This window comes from Bacillus sp. 01N45 (assembly GCF_056399205.1).
Genome location: NZ_JBFTQW010000005.1, coordinates 130347 through 148502, shown reverse-complemented (window position 1 = coordinate 148502; position 18156 = coordinate 130347). Strand labels below are relative to the sequence as shown.

Below are 18156 nucleotides of genomic sequence, written 5' to 3'. Positions count from 1 at the left end.
ATCGTTTTTTAGTAAGAGAGGGGTTATCTTATGCTATACGAGGATTTGATGACATTATTTCAAGCAGCTCCGAAAGAAGAAGGTAGAGGCGGCTGGAAATATATAATCCAGGAACGAAATGATAAATATGAAATTGTTGATGAACTGTTGAAAAATCAAATGAGTGTTGAATTGTATTTTAATGAATATGATGAGGTGAAAATCACTTTATATAAAGATGGAATGCCTATTTCTACTATGCAAAGAATTGCGATTTCAAAAGTTGAATTAGACGAAGAGGAAGAAGGAATTCAATTCGTTTTAGAACGTATGCCTAGTCGGATGATTCGGTTGCAATTAAAGCCATATTTAGCACTCGAAATGGGGCCGTACTGGGAAGTATGCGATGATTGTGAATGAACATAAAAGAAGCATCCAATAACATGGATGCTTCTTTTATGTTTTTTGAAGTTGTTTAAAAGCAATAATTGGCAGTAAAATGATGCTGACCCATCCAATTATAGGATATAGAATGTGGAGTAATTCACTGTAACCAATGTAACTAAAGCAATAACTAATTAGTAAAATGAAGAAAATAATATTGTTACTTTTCCATCTGGTGATGGATTGAATTTGTTTTGTCATTCCGAACACATTACCAACTAAAGTTGTGAACACTTCACCGAAAATGATAAGAACAAAGAAAAAGTGAAAAGTTGCATTGAATTTTCTTATGACTTCAGCCATTGGGATATTATATTGATAAAATTGATCGACTGATAAAATAGCTAAATGGCTACATAATAAAATTAAAGAAAGTCCTGCACCGCCTAAAATACCGCCCCATAAAATGGCCTTTCGATCTTTTACTTCACTGGCTAACGGGACGAGAACGCTTTGGGCGAGAGAAAGATTTAAGGCGACATATGTAATAGGACTAGTAATCCACTTCATATTCCAGCTTTCTGCAGGAATAGTGTCACTAATAGGAGTTGTACCGTGAAAAAAAGTTGTAATAGCAAGTCCGATAATAAAAATCATCATAATAGGTACGACAAGTGTATTAACTTCAAAAACCCCTTGTAATCCGCGACTACCTATAATGAGACAGGCGATCAATATAATGAAAATACCAAGTTGTCTTGGTAAACGAAGTTGCTCTTCAAATACCGCCCCAGCTCCTGATAACATAACGCTCGTTACACCAAATAATACGAGTAATAATAGTGTGTTTACAACATTGCCAACTACATCCCCAAATAAATATTTGTTAAATTCTTGCGCTGAAAATGCACCGATTTGTGATGAAAGTAACATCATCTTTGTGCCAAGCCAAATAAAAAAAAATCCACTTACACATATGCCAATTGTTCCATATAATCCGTTCACTGTAAAAAATTCAACGATTTCTCGTCCAGTAGCAAATCCAGCTCCAACGACTGTTCCAATATAAGTAGCAGCGACCTTCTTTGCTACTTGCCATTGTTGATTGTCCATGTTATCCCTCTTTCTACTACGATGAGCTTGATTTACTATTATGCATATGTATGAGCTTGGACAATTAGACGTATGAAGTGTTTGAAAACATACATGAATTAAAAGATATTAGGGAAGTATTAAAGGTGTTAAAACTTTGTTACATATGAGCCAATCGTTCGAAAGGATAGGAAATGTATGGTAACATGTAACTAGGTTATTAAAAGATAAACATTATGAAATGATAAGAGGAGTGGATTGTATGAGTACGAAAACAAATGTTGTTGAAGTATTAAACAAGCAGGTAGCAAACTGGAATGTGTTATATGTGAAACTACATAATTATCACTGGTATGTGACAGGACCACACTTCTTTACGTTACATGAGAAATTTGAAGAGTTTTACAATGAAGCTGGAACAAATATTGATGAATTAGCAGAACGTATTTTAGCGTTGGAAGGTAAACCGCTAGCGACAATGAAAGAATATCTTGCAACATCTAGTGTGAGTGAAGGGACAAGCAAGGAATCTGCAGAAGAAATGGTGCAAACATTAGTGAATGATTACTCTGCACTTATTCAAGAATTAAAAGAAGGTATGGAAGTTGCTGGCGAAGCTGGCGATGAAACATCAGCAGACATGTTGTTAGCGATTCATACAACATTAGAACAACATGTATGGATGCTAAGTGCGTTCTTAAAATAAATATAAGTATATAAAGAAAAAAGTCATTGAAAAATTCTTTCAATGGCTTTTTTTGTCATTTTTCAGTTTTCTTTTATGCTATAATATAGTAAAAAGGAGGCGATGCAATGTTTCGCTTTTTCAGAACTGGAAAAGAAGAGCGTGAAATTACGAAAGATGAATTAGAACAAGCGATGGCTAAATTTCTAGAAACGAATGCTAATATTGTTTATACAGTATTAGTAAATGATGATTATACAGTAAATTATGATTTGTTAAAGCCGTATTTACTTGCATTTCCAACAAATAGTTTTCTTATTACGAAGGAAACGCTTGAGGTATTTGAACATACAGAAGAAAATCTAAACCTAGTTAAAGAAATTGATATCGTACAAAAAGCAGTAGATCAATACGTAACAGAAAAAGAAATGTTTCCAATTGTTGAAGGTAGTGAAGATCGCCTTATATGCGGGATGAAATTAGGGCCGTATTTAAATCGTATATTAAAAAGAGACTTATATATTTCAGAAAAACACTATTTAGTTTCAAGTAAACCAGACAGAAAAAAACAAAAGAGTGGGTAGATGTATTGAAAACAACAATAAATATATTGTTGTCTTTTTTTGTTTAGTAAAATATTGATTTTTCAGTTTATTAAATTTTATACTAAACTTATTGGACGAAGAGAAGTAATGATTAAGTATTGTTAGCGTGAGTTATATACAGTGATTACAGAATGGTATAAAGGTTTGAGAAATAAATATTATAAAAGATTACGGGGGAATGGATGTATGAAAAATAGTATGACTTACATTCAATTATTAAATGAAACGTTACATTGTTACGCAAATAAAGGGAGTTTGGAAGCGTACACTTATATAATGGAGCATGCTAAAGGTGTAGTGGGGAATAAAGCGCAAATATATAATTTTAAATATGCGCTAGCGAGTGCAGCGGGGCTTGAAGAAGAAGCGTTACAGATAATGAAGGAAGCTATTATAGACAATGGATTTTGGTACGGAAATGAGTATTTAATTTCGGACGATGATTTAACACCACTACATAAATTTGAAGAGTTTCATAAAATGGTTCAATTATGTAAAGAAAGAGAAGAATTAGCAAAGAAAACAGAACGAGCAGACGTGAAATATTTAGACAGCAATAAAGAAGGAAAACTATTTATTGCAATGCACGGGGATCAAGAAAATATAGAAATAATAGAACCATATTGGAAATCTGTTTTGACACAAGATTATACGTTAGCTTTACCACAATCTTCGCAAATTCAGTTTTCAGATGGATTTGTTTGGGATGATAAACATAGAGGGAAAGAGGAATTAAAAGAGCATTACGTTATGTTTATAGAAAATCATACAGTAGAAAGTGTAATAATTGGTGGTTTTTCTGCTGGCGCAAGAGTAGCTTTGTATACAATTTTACAAAAAGATATAGATGTAGATGGTTTTATTTTTGTGGCGCCGTGGCTTCCAGAGATTGAAGAATGGAATGAGTTGTTGGAAGTGTTACAGAATAAAAATATAAAGGGATATATAGTGTGTGGGGATCAAGATGAAGATTCTTTCGAATGTACGCAGCAATTTGTACAATTATTAAGAGATAAGAATATAGAACATGAGTTTAAAGTTATACCCAATTTAAATCATGATTATCCTAAGGATTTTGATGAACTATTAAAAGAAGCTATTGAATATATAGACGACAAAAATAATAAGTAGTAAAAAAGGGAGATGCATCATAATTGATGTATCTCCCTTTTGTCATTATAAATGAAAAGCATTTGCTAGTAAGCGATAAGAATTCAATTTATCTTCAAATCGATGAGTAATTGTGACAATCATAAATTCATCAGTATTGTACGCTTTGCTTAAGTTTACGATTTGTTCTTTCACAGAAGATGGATCACCGACGATCATACGTTGACGATTTTCTTTTATACGGAATAAATCATAAGCGCTGTATGAATAATTTTGTGCAGTTTCGATAGAAGGAGTACCAGTTGTACGCTTTCCTTGTTCTAGTAATAAGATTGATAAATCTAAACTAGAAGCAATTTTTTCCGCCTCTTCATTCGTTTCTCCGCAAATAACAAAAATAGAGACGATTGATTTTGGTTTATCTCCTAAATAAGAAGGTTGGAACTGTTCTTGATAAGCATTCATTACTTCAGGGCCACCGTATCCGTTAATGAACTGTGCGAATGCAAAAGAAGCACCTTGTTTTGCGGCAATCATTGCACTCTCTCCGCTAGAACCAAGCATCCACATCTCGGGAGATGTTGGAATGACAGGAGTAGCCTTTAAATTTGCATAATGATGGTTTTCTGGTACTTGATCATGTAAGTACATTGCAACATCTGCAATTTGTTCTGGGTATTGATCAAGTGAGACCATTTTGCCTTCTTGAAGTGCGCGAGTTGCAATTGGCATACCACCAGGTGCTCTGCCGACACCAAGATCAATACGATTTGGATAAAGCGCTTCTAAAACACGGAAATTCTCAGCAACTTTATATGGGCTATAGTGTGGCAACATAACACCACCTGAACCCAATCTCATACGATCTGTTTTTGCTGCAATATGTGAAATAAGTATTTCAGGACTTGAACCAGCAAGGCTGACAGAGTTGTGATGCTCCGATACCCAAAAGCGTGTATATCCGAGTTTTTCAACTTCTTGCGCAAGTGTAACTGTATGTGAAAAAGCTTGGGCTGCTGTACTACCATCTGAAATAGGTGATTGGTCTAATACGCTTAATTTGATCATAGAATATACCTCTCAATCTTAATGTACATCCTATTATATATTTACTTACGAAAAATGCGTAATAAAATGCTCAAAATAAAAAGTGGATAAATTCTATATTTACTTTTAACGAGAAAATCCTCGTTCATAATGATTCATTTCGGCTAAATTTAATATATATTCGTAGTTATCAATCTCAAGTTTTAGTTGTTCACGCTCTTTTTTAGATAGATGCTTACAACTAAGTTTGTTGCATAGTTGTTGTTTCTTTTCTTCTAAATACTTCTTTGTAGCGTGGTAGTCGTAAGTTTGTTTCATTTTTAACCACTCCTTCTTTGCTGTTGCTATATTATACGAAGCGTGAAGAGGTGTGAAAGCTAACTCTTATGTACTTTTAGTGAATATTCCTCTTTCTATGTTGTTATGTTTATAGGAATTTATGAATAAAATGCACTAAACCACTAATGCCCATAAAAGCCCGATTGGTTCAACTAATAATCAGTAGGGGAAGACCCCCCACTGATTATAGTTTCACTTTATGAAGTAAGGGGTGGAATTGTGCAGAAAGATATAATGTATAACACTGAGATGGATGAAACGTTAAAAGTTATAAATAAAGGGTTAAAGAAGACGACTCGTCCGAAGCGAATTATAGTAGTAGGGGCCGGTATGGCTGGGTTGGTTTCGGCATCTTTATTAAAAGCTGCAGGACATGATGTGAAGATTTTTGAAGCAAACAACCGGGTAGGTGGCCGCATAGAGACGGTTAGAATGGAAGATACCGGATTATATTTAGATGTTGGGGCAATGAGAATTCCGTATTCGCACACATTAACGATGGCATATATAAGAAAATTCGGGCTACAGGTAAGCCCTTTTATTAATAGGAATGAGACAGATATCGTTTACGTAAATGGCCGAAAAACGACATTAAAACAATATGAAAAAGATCCAAGTATATTAAAGTATCCTGTGGAAATGAATGAAGTTGGGAAAACGTCTGAGGAGCTATTAATGTTAGCGGTGCAGCCCATTATAAATTTTATAAAAAAGAACCCAGAGAAAAATTGGGATATTGTAGTAAAGGATTTTGGGAGATACTCTACAGGACAATTTTTAAAGTATTACCCTTATCAATATAATACTTACTTTTCACCAGTAACAATCGAGATGATTGGTGTTTTATTAGATTTAGAAGGTTTTTTGGAAAGGTCATTTGTTGAGACGTTACGCTTTTTATATATTATGCAAGTGGAGAGTGGATTTTGTGAAATAGTAGGCGGGAATGATAGATTACCGAAGTCCTTTTTACCACAATTAGAAGAAAATATTATATATAATCAAAAATTAATGAAGCTACAACAACATGATAATGGTGTGACAGCTTTCTATCGAAACGAGGAAACTTTTGAGTATAGTAGTATTACAGGGGATTTAGTTATTATTACAATTCCATTTTCGACAATGCGCTTTGTGGAGGTAGATCCATTTAATTCTATATCTCATGAAAAATGGAAAGCGATTCGTGAATTGCATTATATGCCAGCGACGAAAATAGGAATTCAATTTAAAAGTCGATTTTGGGAAGAACAAGGACAATTAGGTGGCAGAATTATAACGGATTTACCAATTCGTTACGCCTATTATCCAAGTCACGGAATTGGAGAAAAAGGACCTGCTATGATGTTAGGAAGCTATACATGGTCTTATGATGCGTTGTTATGGGATGGGTTATCAAAAGGTGATCGTATTTATTACACACTACAAAATTTAGCGACCATATTAGGCGGTCAAGTATATGATGAGTTCATGTCTGGCATATCAAAAAGTTGGACATTGGATCCATATGCACTTGGAGGATTTGCGCTATTTCAGGCAGGTCAAGAATCTGAGCTACAACCAGCGATTATAAAACCAGAGGGGAGATTATACTTTGCAGGTGATCATACAACGTTATATCACGGATGGATACAAGGTGCAATTGAATCTGGAGTTCGTGTAGCGGTAGAGGTAAATAATTAAAATGTATAAAATTCAGAAATTTCTTTACTGTATAGTTTGAGATGGATATTATTATATATAAAAGAATTAAAAGGAGTGTTGAAAGTGAATCCGTTATTATTTGATTTTCCTTCTGAATTTTATACTGATAGGCTATTTATTCGAATGCCGAAACCGGGTGACGGTAAATCTGTATACGATGCAATTCAAGCTTCTATGAAAGAATTAAAACCTTGGATGGTTTTTGCACAAAAAGAGCAAACAGAGGAAGAAGTAGAAGTGAGCATTAGAAAATCGCATATTCAATTTTTACAGCGTGAGGATTTAAGATTACTAGTTTTTTCGAAAGAAACAGGTGAATTTATTGCATCAGCTGGATTGCATCGTATTAATTGGGATATACCTCAATTTGAAATTGGGTATTGGATTGATTCAAGGTTTAGTGGAAAGGGTTATATGGTAGAGGCTGCAAAGGGTATAACAGATTATGCTTTTTCTGAGCTGAAAGCAAATCGCGTAGAAATTCGATGTGATTCTTTAAATAAGAAGAGTAGAGCGATACCTGAGAAATTAGGATTTAAGTTAGAAGGTACATTGGAAAGTGCGAGTGTAGCGGTAGATGGAAATGGATTAAGGGATATGTGTGTATTTGCCATGACTAGAAATACATATGAAAAAGAAGAGCTGTAAAGAAACAGCTCTTCTTTTTGTGTATTATGGTACAGGATGTCCATTAGAGCTTTCGAAAATTGTAAACCATTGTTGACGATCTAAATTAACTTTTGTAGCAAGGGCGGCTGTTTTAACACGATCTAATTTACCAGATCCAACGATTGGCATCATGTTAGCTGGATGAGCAAGCAGCCATGCATACATAACTGTATCGATGCTAGTAACATCTAGTTCAGTAGCAACCTTCTGTAAAGTTTCACGTAAACGTACAGCACGTTCTGATTGACCAGTAAAGATTTCTCCGCCAGCAAGAGGCGACCAAATCATAGGATTGATTCGCTTTTCTTGGCATAAATCAATTGTCCCTTTTTCGAAATGTTCAAGCTGCATCGCAGATACTTCAATTTGATTTGTAATGAGCGGGAAATCTAAATAAGAACTTAACATATTAAACTGTGAAGGTAAAAAGTTAGATACACCGAAGTGACGGACTTTTCCTTCTTGCTTTAAGCGTGAGAACGCTTCTGCTACTTCATTTGGATCCATAAATGGATCAGGGCGATGAATGAGCAGTACATCAATATAATCTGTATGTAAGTTTTGTAGTGAGTCTTCCGCGCTTTTTATTATATGTTCAGCACTCGTATTGTAGTGCGCAACATATCTCTCTGGAAATTTTGGTGATGGGGGAGCGATTCCACATTTTGTGATAATTTGCATGTCTTCGCGTAAGGAAGGCTTGAGTTGTAACGCTTCTCCAAATAATCCTTCACACGTATATCCGCCATAAATATCAGCATGATCGAAAGTAGTAATTCCCATATCCATACAAGCTTCCATAAAAGAAAGTAACTCTTGCTTTGGCATATTCCATTCTGCTAAACGCCAAAAACCTTGAATAATACGAGAAAATTCTAGTGTTTCGGCCATTTGAACTCGTTCCATTATAAGTACCTCCTTGATGAATGAATCATTTTTTGAAAAGGCTTTCTTGCTACATATTATTATATAGTTACAGTGTCGTACATACAATAAATATGTTTTGCTACAAAAACGATTTTCTCTATATGCTATAATGTAAAAACATATAGCTATAAGGAGATGTACGAAATGATTCCAGTAACAATATTAACTGGTTTTCTTGGATCAGGGAAAACGACATTATTAAATCGCATTTTATCAGAAAATCACGGTCATAAATTAGCAGTGATTGTAAATGAAATAGGACAAATTGGTATTGATAATCAGCTGATTATGAATGTCGAAGAAGAGATTATGGAGATGACGAATGGATGTTTATGTTGTACTGTACGTGAAGATTTACTAGTCGCTTTAAAACAATTACTGGACGTAAAAGCAGAAGGTAAAATGGAATTTGATGGATTAGTAATTGAAACGACTGGTCTTGCAAATCCAGGTCCGATTATTCAAACATTCTTTTTAGATCCTGTGATTCAATCTGCATACCAAATTAACGGCGTTGTAACAGTAGTAGATAGTTATCATATACATAAACATTTTGAAAAAGGACTAGAAGCAAAGGAACAAATTGCATTTGCTGATGTCGTTTTAGTAAATAAATTAGATTTAGTGGATGAAAGTGAAAAGGAAAATCTATTGCAGGAACTGCAAGGTATTAACCCAACTGCAAAGTTAATCGAGGCGACTAACTGTGATGTAGATATTCCATCGTTACTACAAATTCAAACGTTTAAAACGAAAGATACGTTACAAATTTATCCTCATAAAGAGCATAATCATCTAGAAGGGGTAAAGTCGTTTGTACTACGCGAAGAGCGACCGTTAGATTTACAAAAACTAAATGAGTGGATGTCAGCTGTCGTTCAAGAGCTAGGGGAGTATTTATATCGCTACAAAGGAATTTTATCGATTGATGGAGTAGATAAACGTATCGTTTTCCAAGGTGTGCATACACTGTTTGCTGCATCATATGATAGAGAGTGGCAAGAGGGCGAAGAACGAGTAAGTGAAGTTGTGTTTATCGGAAAAGATATTAATAAAGAATGGTTCCAAGAACATTTCGGGGAGTGTGTGAAATAAGTCTGCATATATTGCAGGCTTATTTTTTTAACTTAACTAAGTATTTTGTAGAAAAATGCTAGATTGCAAAAAACGAAGGATAATAAAAAGCCTGTTTTCACAGGCTTGTATGTTCATCTAATAGTAACTCCATTACAACACCTACAACTGGACCTTCGTCATCAATATCACCATTTAAACGGAAACCAAATGACTCGTATAATCCCATTGCGAGTTTGTTGTCTGGATGTAAACTTAAATAAATTATTTTACATTCAAATTTATCTTGTAAGAATTGAATGAGTATGCGAAGGAAACGTTTTGCGTATCCTTTTCCTTGATATTGCTCGTCAATCATAAAGCGATCTAACCACACACTTTTACGTTTTTCCCAATACCATCCATACATTGCGTATCCTACAAGTGTTTCTCCATCATATAAACCTACTGACGTTCCGTTTCCCTCATATAATGATTCTGCTAGAGAAAACGCATTGCTTTCAATAAATTGCTGCTGGTCTTTTGCGACGTTTAAAGCAGCTACCGAACGCCAATTTTTTGCTGTAACTTCACAAATGTGAAGAGTCATAATTCCAACTCACCTTCTAAATTAATATAGCTTAAAAGCTAATATGGATAATTTTACTTGTTATTTTGGTCAAGTCAAGTAAGAACAAATAAAAAAGAAGCTGAATGACATATTCAGCTTCTTTTAAAAATTTGATTAGTTAGTAGCTTCTTTTAATGTATTTACGTTTTCTTCCATTAAAGTGAAGTAATCTTTATTGCTCTTCGCATCATCTTCAGAAATAGTAGCAAGATGATTTAAGCGTAAAATTTTTGTACCCGTCTCTTTTTGAATTACGGACGCTACCTTTGGTGTAGAGAATGTTTCAAATAAAATATATTGTAGATTATGTTCTTTTACTGTTTTTGTAATGTCAGCAAGCTGTTTTTGAGATGGTTCATTAGAAGCTGAAATACCAGCGATAGCAATTTGTTTCAGGCCATAGCGTTGTTCCCAGTATCCATAAGCCGCATGAGAAACTAAAATGTCTTTCGTTTTTGCATTCGCAACAGCTGCTTTAAATTGATCATCTAAATCAGTAAATTTTGTTTGCAGTGCTGCGAAATTTTTTTCGAACTCTTGTTTATGATCAGGCTGTAATTCTACAAGTGCATTTTTAATTTTTTCTGCCTGTTTCATTGCTAGAGTAGGGTCTAACCAAATGTGTGGGTCTTTATCGTGATGATGTTCATCCTCTTTATGGCCGTCTCCGTGATCATGATGCTCTTCTTCAGTAGAAGTACGCAGTTCAATACCTTTTGATGCATTTACAATTTTAACATTTTCTTTTTGTAATGCTTTTTCCATTTTTTCAGCAAATGGTTCTAATTCAGCGCCGTTATAAACGAATAAATCGGCTTTTGCAACTTGTACTGTTTGTTTTTGACTTGGTTCAAATGTATGTGAATCTGCACCAGGTGGGTAAATCGCTTCAACAGTTACATAGTCGCCACCAATTTTTTTTGCAAAATCTGCAAGAGGAAAAATAGTAGTATAAACAGTTAGCTTTCCGTCTTTCTTGGCATTACCTTCTTTTTTATTTGAGCAGCCAGTAAAAATTAAAGTGAAAATAAGTAAGAATGAAAATATAGTCAATCTTTTAGGCATGAAGTTCTCCTCTTTTCTTTTTTTACGGATATATTTTCCCCAATTATAGAAGAAAAATATCATTTTAATACAAAACGGAATAATTACGTTTTAGTTTGCGAACTTAGTATAATACATCTTTTATAAAGTTGCAATAAATAATAATCATTCCGATTTGTTTTTGTTATAAAGTTGTCAAATTTGGATGTATTATTTTTAGGAATGCATGCATATGTGACAACGCTACGTTCATATATTTGAAAGGAGGGTGTAGAGGGGGATGAGTGTTTGGGTTACTTAATGGAAGCTATTTTATTGATATTAGCGGTAGTATTACCATTAGCATTAGTCTTAATTTTTTTAAGAAGATTAATAAGTAATTTAGGAGATGCATCAACAGTAACAAAATTGCGAGAGAAAGATGAGAAAAAAGAGTGAGTAAAGCACTATGCGTACGCATAGTGCTTTACTTGTGGTAAAATGAGAGCAGGAAACTCCTAAAAGTTGTATTTTACTGAAGGAGAGAAAAGTAAAATAAGAGGTATATGCATATATGAATAAGCGAACAGCGTTAGTACTTGGTGCAAGTGGTTTAGTTGGACAAGAGATAACGCGTCTATTACTTGAATCAGATTACTACGATTCGGTTACTATTTTTGTAAGGGAACCAATGCAATGGCAACATGAAAAATTACAGCAAAAGCAAATAGATTTTTCGATGTTAGAGGAATATAAAGAGTTTTTTGCTGTAGATGACGTATTTAGTTGTCTAGGAACAACAATCAAAAAAGCAAAAACAAAGGCAAATTTCAAAAAGGTAGATTATGAATATACGTTACGAGCTGCTTGTTTAGCTGAAAAACAAGGGGTACAAAATTTCCTTGTTGTGTCTTCAATGGGAGCAAAACCTAAATCGTTTTTCTTTTATTCGCAAGTTAAAGGGAGAATGGAAGAGGAATTACAAAAGTTAGTCATTGGTGGTATTCACATTTTTAGGCCATCTTTATTAGTAGGAAATCGACAAGAATTTCGTTTCGGTGAACGAATGGCTGAAAAGTTATCTCGTATCATTCCTTTTATATTTAAAGGGGCTTTCAAAAAGTATAAACCAATTTCAGCGAAAGATGTGGCGAAAGGGATGTATATAACTGCATTGAGAGAAGAAACGGGTATTTATATTTATAACTCAAATGAAATTACAACGATAGAATAAAAAACGTGAAAAATGGCATGTATTAAAAATCAAGTTTGAATCTTGAATGAATAGTAAATACATGTAGTTTAGCAATTATAAGAAAGTAAAAAAGGAGTGGGAATCCCACTCCTTTTTTACGATAATTTATTATGCAAATCGCATTCTTATCCCGCTATTTGTGGACAGCAAAACCCCCGCGGATTAAAGTTTCACTTTATACGTCTCCAACTCTAGTACGACAAGTGACCTCGTTTATTGCAATGCTATTTTTAGAGTCGTATTATACTAACGGATGATTTCGTCTTATAAGAATGTTTCACTTCATTTGAAAATATACTACTATCATATATCCATTGTTTGTAATGCCAATAAATCAAATAGAATATACTTTCTATTTGGAAATAATCTGTTTGAGTAAAATCTGAAGGGAATTGGGTTCCGAAGGTATAAAAGTCCTATATGTACTACTCCGTATTTTTGGGAGATTTGCAAAAGGAGGATATAAGAATGAGTAAAAAAGAAATGTTGCAAAATGGAATTAAGCAAGTGTTTTACGAAGAAGAATGGTATCCACCTTTATCAGACGCGTTAAAGCACCTTACTGCTGCACAAGCATGTTGGCAACCAGAAGGAGAGGCTAGTAATACGATTTGGGAAAATGTAAACCATTTACTTATCTTTAAAGAACGCTTACTTGCCCGCTTGCATCAAGATGAAACATTTGTGGCGCCACAAAATAATGATGAAACGTTTGTCCAAGGTGGACGTAATGATGAGGATGCTTGGCAACAAACAGTGTTGCGAACAATTCAAGTGCATGATGCCTTACAATCTGCATTAATATCCCTTCAAGAAGCAGAACTAAATCAATTAACTCCTTCTCTACCAATTTGGCAACAATATATGAACATCCTTTTGCACGATGCTTATCATACCGGGCAAATTGTGCAACTTCGCAAGCTTCAAGGTTCATGGCCAGCGCATCGTTCTTATTTGTAAATGATACTTAAAATTGTTGGAGTTATAAACGAAACAAACGAATTAATATGTAGAATACTACTATATGAAAAAACAATTTCTCACTTAATCTGAGGAATTGTTTTTTTTCGTAATCATGATTGTGGAATTCGATTTTTAACCCTGTCACATATTCAGAAAGGGAGATAAATACATAAAAAAATAGGTGTATCAAGCAAAATGTTGATCCACCTTAAAACGATATTATGAAATAACATACGTTATCTTATAGTATACTTTTTATTCCTCTAGATTCAGTAGTACATATTATTCTCGGTTTTATTTATTTGTATGGAGTTTCCCCGGTGCTCGTTTGTATTGATACGGTTCTTCTAACTCAAAACTAAGTTCATTGGCGGCTATTCTTGGAAAGTAAGGATTGCGAAGTAACTCACGTCCGATAAAAATTAAATCTGCTTCGTTATTATTTAAAATTTGTTCTGCCTGTACTCCATTCGTAATCAAACCAACAGCCCCAGTTGCAATGTTAGCATGTTCTTTAATATGTTTAGCATATTGCACTTGATACCCGGGATATACATCGATGTGTGCCGGAACAACAGCTCCAGAACTACAATCAATTAAATCTACTCCTTGTTCTTTCATCCAGTTTGTATATGGAACGTAATCTTGAACCGTTAAACCGTCAGGATGATAATCGTTTGCTGAAATACGAACAAATAACGGTCCGTTCCAAACTTCATTTATTGAGTCAATGATTTCACGTAAGAAACGATAGCGATTTTCAGGTGAACCTCCATATTCATCGGTCCGTTTATTAGAAAGTGGAGAAAGAAATTCATTAATAAGATAACCGTGAGCGCCGTGTATTTCAATAACGTCAAATCCAGCTTGTTTGGATCGTATTGCAGCCTCTTGAAAAGCTAATATGGTCTTTTTTATTTGCTGTATACTCATTTCTACTGGGATTTTCATAGTTTCATTAAACGGAATTGCGGATGGAGCGAGAGCATCCGTTTCTAATTCAGCTTTTCTTCCGGCGTGAGCAAGTTGAATGGCGGCTTTTGCGCCGTTATCATGTATAAAAGTTGTCGTTTTATGTAAGCCTTCAATTAGGCTATCATCCCATATACCTAGGTCTTTATTAGAAATTCTTCCTTCAGGTAACACGGCTGTTGCTTCGATCATAACTAAACCAACTTGACCAGCAGCTCTTGTTCCGTAATGAACGTGATGGAAATTAGTTACTTGGCCATCCTCGTTTTCTGATGAATACATGCACATAGGTGACATAACGATACGGTTTTTTAATGTAACGTCCTTAATTGTATAAGGTGAAAAAAGTTCAGAATTCATCCAATAGCCTCCTAGATTGAATTTTCTTACATTGTATCATTCTTGTTTTTGTTTCCCTAATAAAACGCTTATACGAAAAATTTTGTCTATTCGTGTTACAATAATTAATATGAATTGAATTGGAGGATGACATATGTACCAGGCTTATTATGAAAGTGAATTAGGCTTGCTGGAAATTACAGCGAACGATAAAGGAATTACGTCTGTTATATTTGTTGATGAGAGACAAGAAGAACATAAAAATGAAATAATAGATCAATGTATAAATGAGCTAGATGAATATTTTAAGGGGAAAAGAAAAGAGTTCACAGTCCCGCTATCTGCTGAGGGAACAGTATTTCAAAAAAATGTATGGGATGCGCTTTATACTATCCCTTATGGCGTAAGTGCTTCATATTTAGATATTGCAGAGAAGGTTGGAAATACGAAAGCTGTACGGGCGATAGGAGGGGCAAATAGTCGGAATCCAATTTCAATAATCGTTCCATGTCACCGTGTAATAGGAAAGAGTGGAAAGCTTGTTGGATATGCTGGTGGTTTATGGAGGAAAGAGTGGTTATTAAAACACGAAGGTATTTTGAAATGACGTATGGATGGGAAGAGGGATTGTTTTGAAATGTATAAATTGTGGGCAACCTTGCGAGGAGGAACAGTTAAATTGTGCAAGTTGTCAGCGAAAGTTGGATAATGAACAAGGTGAAAGTAGCTCGTTAATAGATAAAGAACTAGAAGTATATGTAGGGAGACAATATCCGTATTACAAAAGGAAATGGGAGCTTGAGAATAAGCGGATTGCTAGGTGGAGCTGGAATGGTTGGGCAACTATTTTCAATATAGGTTGGCTTGGATATCGTAAGTACTATTTACCGGCAGCATTATTTGTATTGTTATTAGTAGCGTGTGATGCGTTTTCTTATTATATGGGTTTAAATGTAGCACTGCCAATCATTAATATGGTGCCTCTTACGTTTTTATTACTCATTTTTATTCTGTTTGGAATGGGGATTTTTGCAAATGGATTATACTATCAATTTGCGGAAAGACGTATATACCGAATAAAAGCAAGAGAAATAAAAGATAAATCAGTTGAAAACTATCTTATCCATGATAGCGGCGGAACGAGCAAAATGGGAGCGACAATTGTTACTATTTTAGCAGTTGCTAGCATATTTTTTAGTCATTTCTTTTTTCCGACTGATCGAGACGTTATACAAAAGGTTCGTACAAGCTCGCTTTATGAATATCCTTTCTTTTCAATAGGTGAATCTTTCGAAAATTATTTTCAAAATTCAGGTTGGATATATTATCGTGGAACGGAAGGGTTAGAATTAGTAGAATTCCAAGGATATAACGCGGGAGCACCAAAACAAAAGGTGACGATTCAATTTGTTGTCGATTATAAATTGGGTGAAGTGGAACCGTACTCGCTTACGGTTAATGGTGAATCTAAAAATGAAGAAGAGTTTTTGAAGATGATGGACGAAATATTTAAGGTTCAAAATCCATTTGATATAGAGGATGGATTACAAGTAAATGCGATTCAAAAAAGCGGCTGGAAAGAAACTTCCGACCGCTTTTTTCTATGTTTGTTAAAATAAATATTTAAAATAATCAGAATCTTTTGTATAATGAAATATATTATACAAGATTTAACTTATACATATAGATTGGGGGAAGGAAGAATGAAGAGAAAGACAACAACAATTGCTGCACTTGCGTTAACGACGAGTGTATTGGTTGCAGGATGTGGGAATGGTGAGAAGGCTTCGACAACGAAGAAAGAATCGAATAAGGAAATGGCAGATAAACAAGTTTTAAATTTGCTAGAAACAGCTGAAATTCCTTCAATGGATACATCTAAATCAACGGATTCTGTATCTTTCCGTGTATTTGTAAATGCAATGGAAGGTTTATATCGTCTAGATAAAGATAATAAACCAACACCAGGCATGGCAAAAGATGTGAAGATTAGTGAAGATAAAAAGACATATACATTTGAATTACGTGATGCGAAATGGTCAAATGGTGATCCAGTTCGAGCACAAGATTTTGTATATGCATGGCAACGTACATTAGATAAAGCAATAGCGGCAGAATATGCATTCATTTTATTTGATGTGAAAAATGCACAGAAAGTAAATAAAGGAGAATTACCATCAGATCAATTGGGTGTTAAAGCGAAGGATGATAAAACGTTGGTAGTAGAATTAGAGCAACCAGCACCTTATTTTCTTGAGCTTACGTCGTTCCCTACATTTTTCCCATTAAATGAAAAATATGTGAAAGAGCAAGGAGATAAATACGGATTAGAAGCAGATAAATTATTATATAATGGACCATTTACAATGAGTCAATGGAAACATGAACAAAATTATCAGTTAAAGAAAAATCCTAATTATTGGGATAAAGATACTGTAAAGTTAGACGAAATTAATGTAAGTATTGTGAAGGAAACAAGCACTGGAGTAAATTTATATGATAGTGATCAAGCAGATCGAGTTATTTTAACTTCTGAATTTGTTGATAAATATAAAAAGAATAAGCCAGATGAATTTAAAACGAAGTTAGATCCACGTATGTATTTCTTGCGTTTTAACCAAAAAAATGCAACATTTAAAAACCAAAAAGTACGTGAAGCGATTGATTTAGCATACGATAAAAAAGGAATTGCTGATGTCATTTTAAATGACGGTTCTTTGCCAGCATATTTCTTAGTACCTGAAAAATTCACGACAGGTCCGGATGGAAAAGACTTCCGCTCTGTAAATAAAAACTTCCGTGATAGTAAAGATAACGCAGCGAAAGCAAAAAAATTATGGGAAGAAGCTAAGAAAGAGCTTGGTCAAGATACAATTACGGTTGAATTACTAAATGATGATAATGGTAGCCGTAAAAAAGTAGGCGACTTTATTAAAGAAGAATTAGAGAAAAACTTACCTGGTATTAAAGTGAATTTGAAACAGCAACCATACAAGCAGAAGCTAGATTTAGAAAAGAAATTCGAATATGAATTCTCATTATCTGCATGGAGCCCTGACTATCCAGATCCAATGACTTATATTGATATGTTTGTTACTGGAAGCTCATTTAATGAAATGAATTATTCTAATCCGAAGTATGATGATTTAGTAGCGAAATCAAAAGGAGAGCTATTAAAAGATGATAAAGCACGCTGGAATGCACTTGCGGAAGCTGAAAAAATCTTAATTGGTCAAGATGCTGCCATTTCTCCTACGTATCAACAAAGCACAGCTTATTTAGAGAAGCCGTTTGTAAAAGGTATTGCTAATCATACGTTTGGCGGGGACTTCAGTTATAAATGGGCATATATTACAAAAAAATAGTATAATAAAAGGTG

General features: G+C 34.3%; 20 protein-coding genes. 13 read left to right on the top strand and 7 right to left on the bottom strand.

All coding sequences use genetic code 11. The features are described 5' to 3' along the window. The first annotated feature begins 30 nt into the window (after positions 1-30). The gene (locus AC1DMU_RS13730) at positions 31-399 is read left to right on the top strand and encodes a DUF3979 family protein (protein ID WP_000965083.1); all 369 of its coding nucleotides are present in this window, start codon (positions 31-33) and stop codon (positions 397-399) included. Positions 400-435: 36 nt separating this feature from the next. Here the strand turns inward: AC1DMU_RS13730 and AC1DMU_RS13725 are convergent, their stop codons facing one another. Beyond that, a complete protein-coding gene (locus AC1DMU_RS13725) occupies positions 436-1476 on the bottom strand; it encodes a YkvI family membrane protein (RefSeq protein ID WP_087982788.1) in 1041 nt (346 codons plus the stop codon). A 241-nt stretch (positions 1477-1717) separates the two neighbouring features. Between AC1DMU_RS13725 and AC1DMU_RS13720 the strand changes: the two genes are divergently transcribed. From AC1DMU_RS13720 to AC1DMU_RS13710, 3 genes are all read left to right on the top strand, one after another. Next, on the top strand, positions 1718-2161 hold the full coding sequence (locus AC1DMU_RS13720; RefSeq protein ID WP_000105195.1) for a Dps family protein: 444 nt from the start codon (positions 1718-1720) through the stop codon (positions 2159-2161). 107 nt (positions 2162-2268) lie between these two features. Next, positions 2269-2724 (top strand): DUF3939 domain-containing protein, encoded by a 456-nt coding sequence (locus AC1DMU_RS13715; RefSeq protein ID WP_060490081.1) that lies wholly within the window; start codon positions 2269-2271, stop codon positions 2722-2724. 207 nt (positions 2725-2931) lie between these two features. After that, a complete protein-coding gene (locus AC1DMU_RS13710; RefSeq protein ID WP_088063102.1) occupies positions 2932-3876 on the top strand; it encodes an alpha/beta hydrolase in 945 nt (314 codons plus the stop codon). A gap of 45 nt (positions 3877-3921) precedes the next feature. Here the strand turns inward: AC1DMU_RS13710 and AC1DMU_RS13705 are convergent, their stop codons facing one another. Both AC1DMU_RS13705 and AC1DMU_RS13700 read right to left on the bottom strand, forming a co-directional pair. Next, positions 3922-4923, bottom strand: coding sequence for an LLM class flavin-dependent oxidoreductase (locus AC1DMU_RS13705; RefSeq protein WP_088063103.1), 1002 nt, complete (start codon positions 4921-4923; stop codon positions 3922-3924). Positions 4924-5028: 105 nt separating this feature from the next. After that, positions 5029-5220, bottom strand: a complete 192-nt coding sequence (locus AC1DMU_RS13700) for a DUF3896 family protein (protein WP_048543153.1) — start codon at positions 5218-5220, stop codon at positions 5029-5031. 240 nt (positions 5221-5460) lie between these two features. On the opposite strand from AC1DMU_RS13700, the gene AC1DMU_RS13695 reads away from it, so the two are divergent. After that, the gene (locus AC1DMU_RS13695; protein ID WP_098649353.1) at positions 5461-6924 is read left to right on the top strand and encodes a flavin monoamine oxidase family protein; all 1464 of its coding nucleotides are present in this window, start codon (positions 5461-5463) and stop codon (positions 6922-6924) included. 84 nt (positions 6925-7008) lie between these two features. Continuing rightward, positions 7009-7593 (top strand): GNAT family N-acetyltransferase, encoded by a 585-nt coding sequence (locus AC1DMU_RS13690; RefSeq protein ID WP_048543150.1) that lies wholly within the window; start codon positions 7009-7011, stop codon positions 7591-7593. A 24-nt stretch (positions 7594-7617) separates the two neighbouring features. Here AC1DMU_RS13690 and AC1DMU_RS13685 read toward each other — a convergent pair whose 3' ends face one another. Further along, the gene (locus AC1DMU_RS13685) at positions 7618-8520 is read right to left on the bottom strand and encodes an aldo/keto reductase (RefSeq protein WP_088063104.1); all 903 of its coding nucleotides are present in this window, start codon (positions 8518-8520) and stop codon (positions 7618-7620) included. Between the two features lie 165 nt (positions 8521-8685). On the opposite strand from AC1DMU_RS13685, the gene AC1DMU_RS13680 reads away from it, so the two are divergent. Continuing rightward, complete coding sequence (locus tag AC1DMU_RS13680; RefSeq protein WP_000613417.1) at positions 8686-9636, top strand: CobW family GTP-binding protein; 951 nt, start codon at positions 8686-8688, stop codon at positions 9634-9636. A gap of 97 nt (positions 9637-9733) precedes the next feature. On the opposite strand, the gene AC1DMU_RS13675 is transcribed toward AC1DMU_RS13680, so the two are convergent. Then, a complete protein-coding gene (locus AC1DMU_RS13675) occupies positions 9734-10204 on the bottom strand; it encodes a GNAT family N-acetyltransferase (protein WP_088063105.1) in 471 nt (156 codons plus the stop codon). A 135-nt stretch (positions 10205-10339) separates the two neighbouring features. Beyond that, on the bottom strand, positions 10340-11290 hold the full coding sequence (locus AC1DMU_RS13670; protein ID WP_088063106.1) for a metal ABC transporter substrate-binding protein: 951 nt from the start codon (positions 11288-11290) through the stop codon (positions 10340-10342). A gap of 267 nt (positions 11291-11557) precedes the next feature. Here AC1DMU_RS13670 and AC1DMU_RS13665 point away from each other — a divergent pair, with 267 nt between their 5' ends. The 3 genes from AC1DMU_RS13665 (at position 11558) to AC1DMU_RS13655 (ending at position 13463) form a co-directional block, all read left to right on the top strand. Beyond that, positions 11558-11707: a hypothetical protein gene (locus AC1DMU_RS13665; protein ID WP_000540925.1), complete on the top strand. Its 150-nt coding sequence runs from the start codon at positions 11558-11560 to the stop codon at positions 11705-11707. A gap of 115 nt (positions 11708-11822) precedes the next feature. Next, complete coding sequence (locus tag AC1DMU_RS13660) at positions 11823-12482, top strand: oxidoreductase (RefSeq protein ID WP_048559679.1); 660 nt, start codon at positions 11823-11825, stop codon at positions 12480-12482. Positions 12483-12971: 489 nt separating this feature from the next. Continuing rightward, positions 12972-13463, top strand: coding sequence for a DinB family protein (locus AC1DMU_RS13655; RefSeq protein WP_088063107.1), 492 nt, complete (start codon positions 12972-12974; stop codon positions 13461-13463). A 297-nt stretch (positions 13464-13760) separates the two neighbouring features. Here AC1DMU_RS13655 and namA read toward each other — a convergent pair whose 3' ends face one another. Beyond that, positions 13761-14798, bottom strand: a complete 1038-nt coding sequence (gene namA, locus AC1DMU_RS13650) for an NADPH dehydrogenase NamA (protein WP_087982772.1) — start codon at positions 14796-14798, stop codon at positions 13761-13763. 133 nt (positions 14799-14931) lie between these two features. Between namA and AC1DMU_RS13645 the strand changes: the two genes are divergently transcribed. From AC1DMU_RS13645 to AC1DMU_RS13635, 3 genes are all read left to right on the top strand, one after another. Then, on the top strand, positions 14932-15384 hold the full coding sequence (locus tag AC1DMU_RS13645) for a methylated-DNA--[protein]-cysteine S-methyltransferase (RefSeq protein ID WP_046959201.1): 453 nt from the start codon (positions 14932-14934) through the stop codon (positions 15382-15384). 7 nt (positions 15385-15391) lie between these two features. Next, positions 15392-16396 carry a DUF2628 domain-containing protein gene (locus tag AC1DMU_RS13640; RefSeq protein ID WP_088063108.1) on the top strand — a complete coding sequence of 335 codons (1005 nt, stop codon included), beginning with the start codon at positions 15392-15394 and terminating at the stop codon, positions 16394-16396. 84 nt (positions 16397-16480) lie between these two features. Beyond that, a complete protein-coding gene (locus tag AC1DMU_RS13635; RefSeq protein WP_088063109.1) occupies positions 16481-18142 on the top strand; it encodes a peptide ABC transporter substrate-binding protein in 1662 nt (553 codons plus the stop codon). Positions 18143-18156 lie beyond the last annotated feature (14 nt).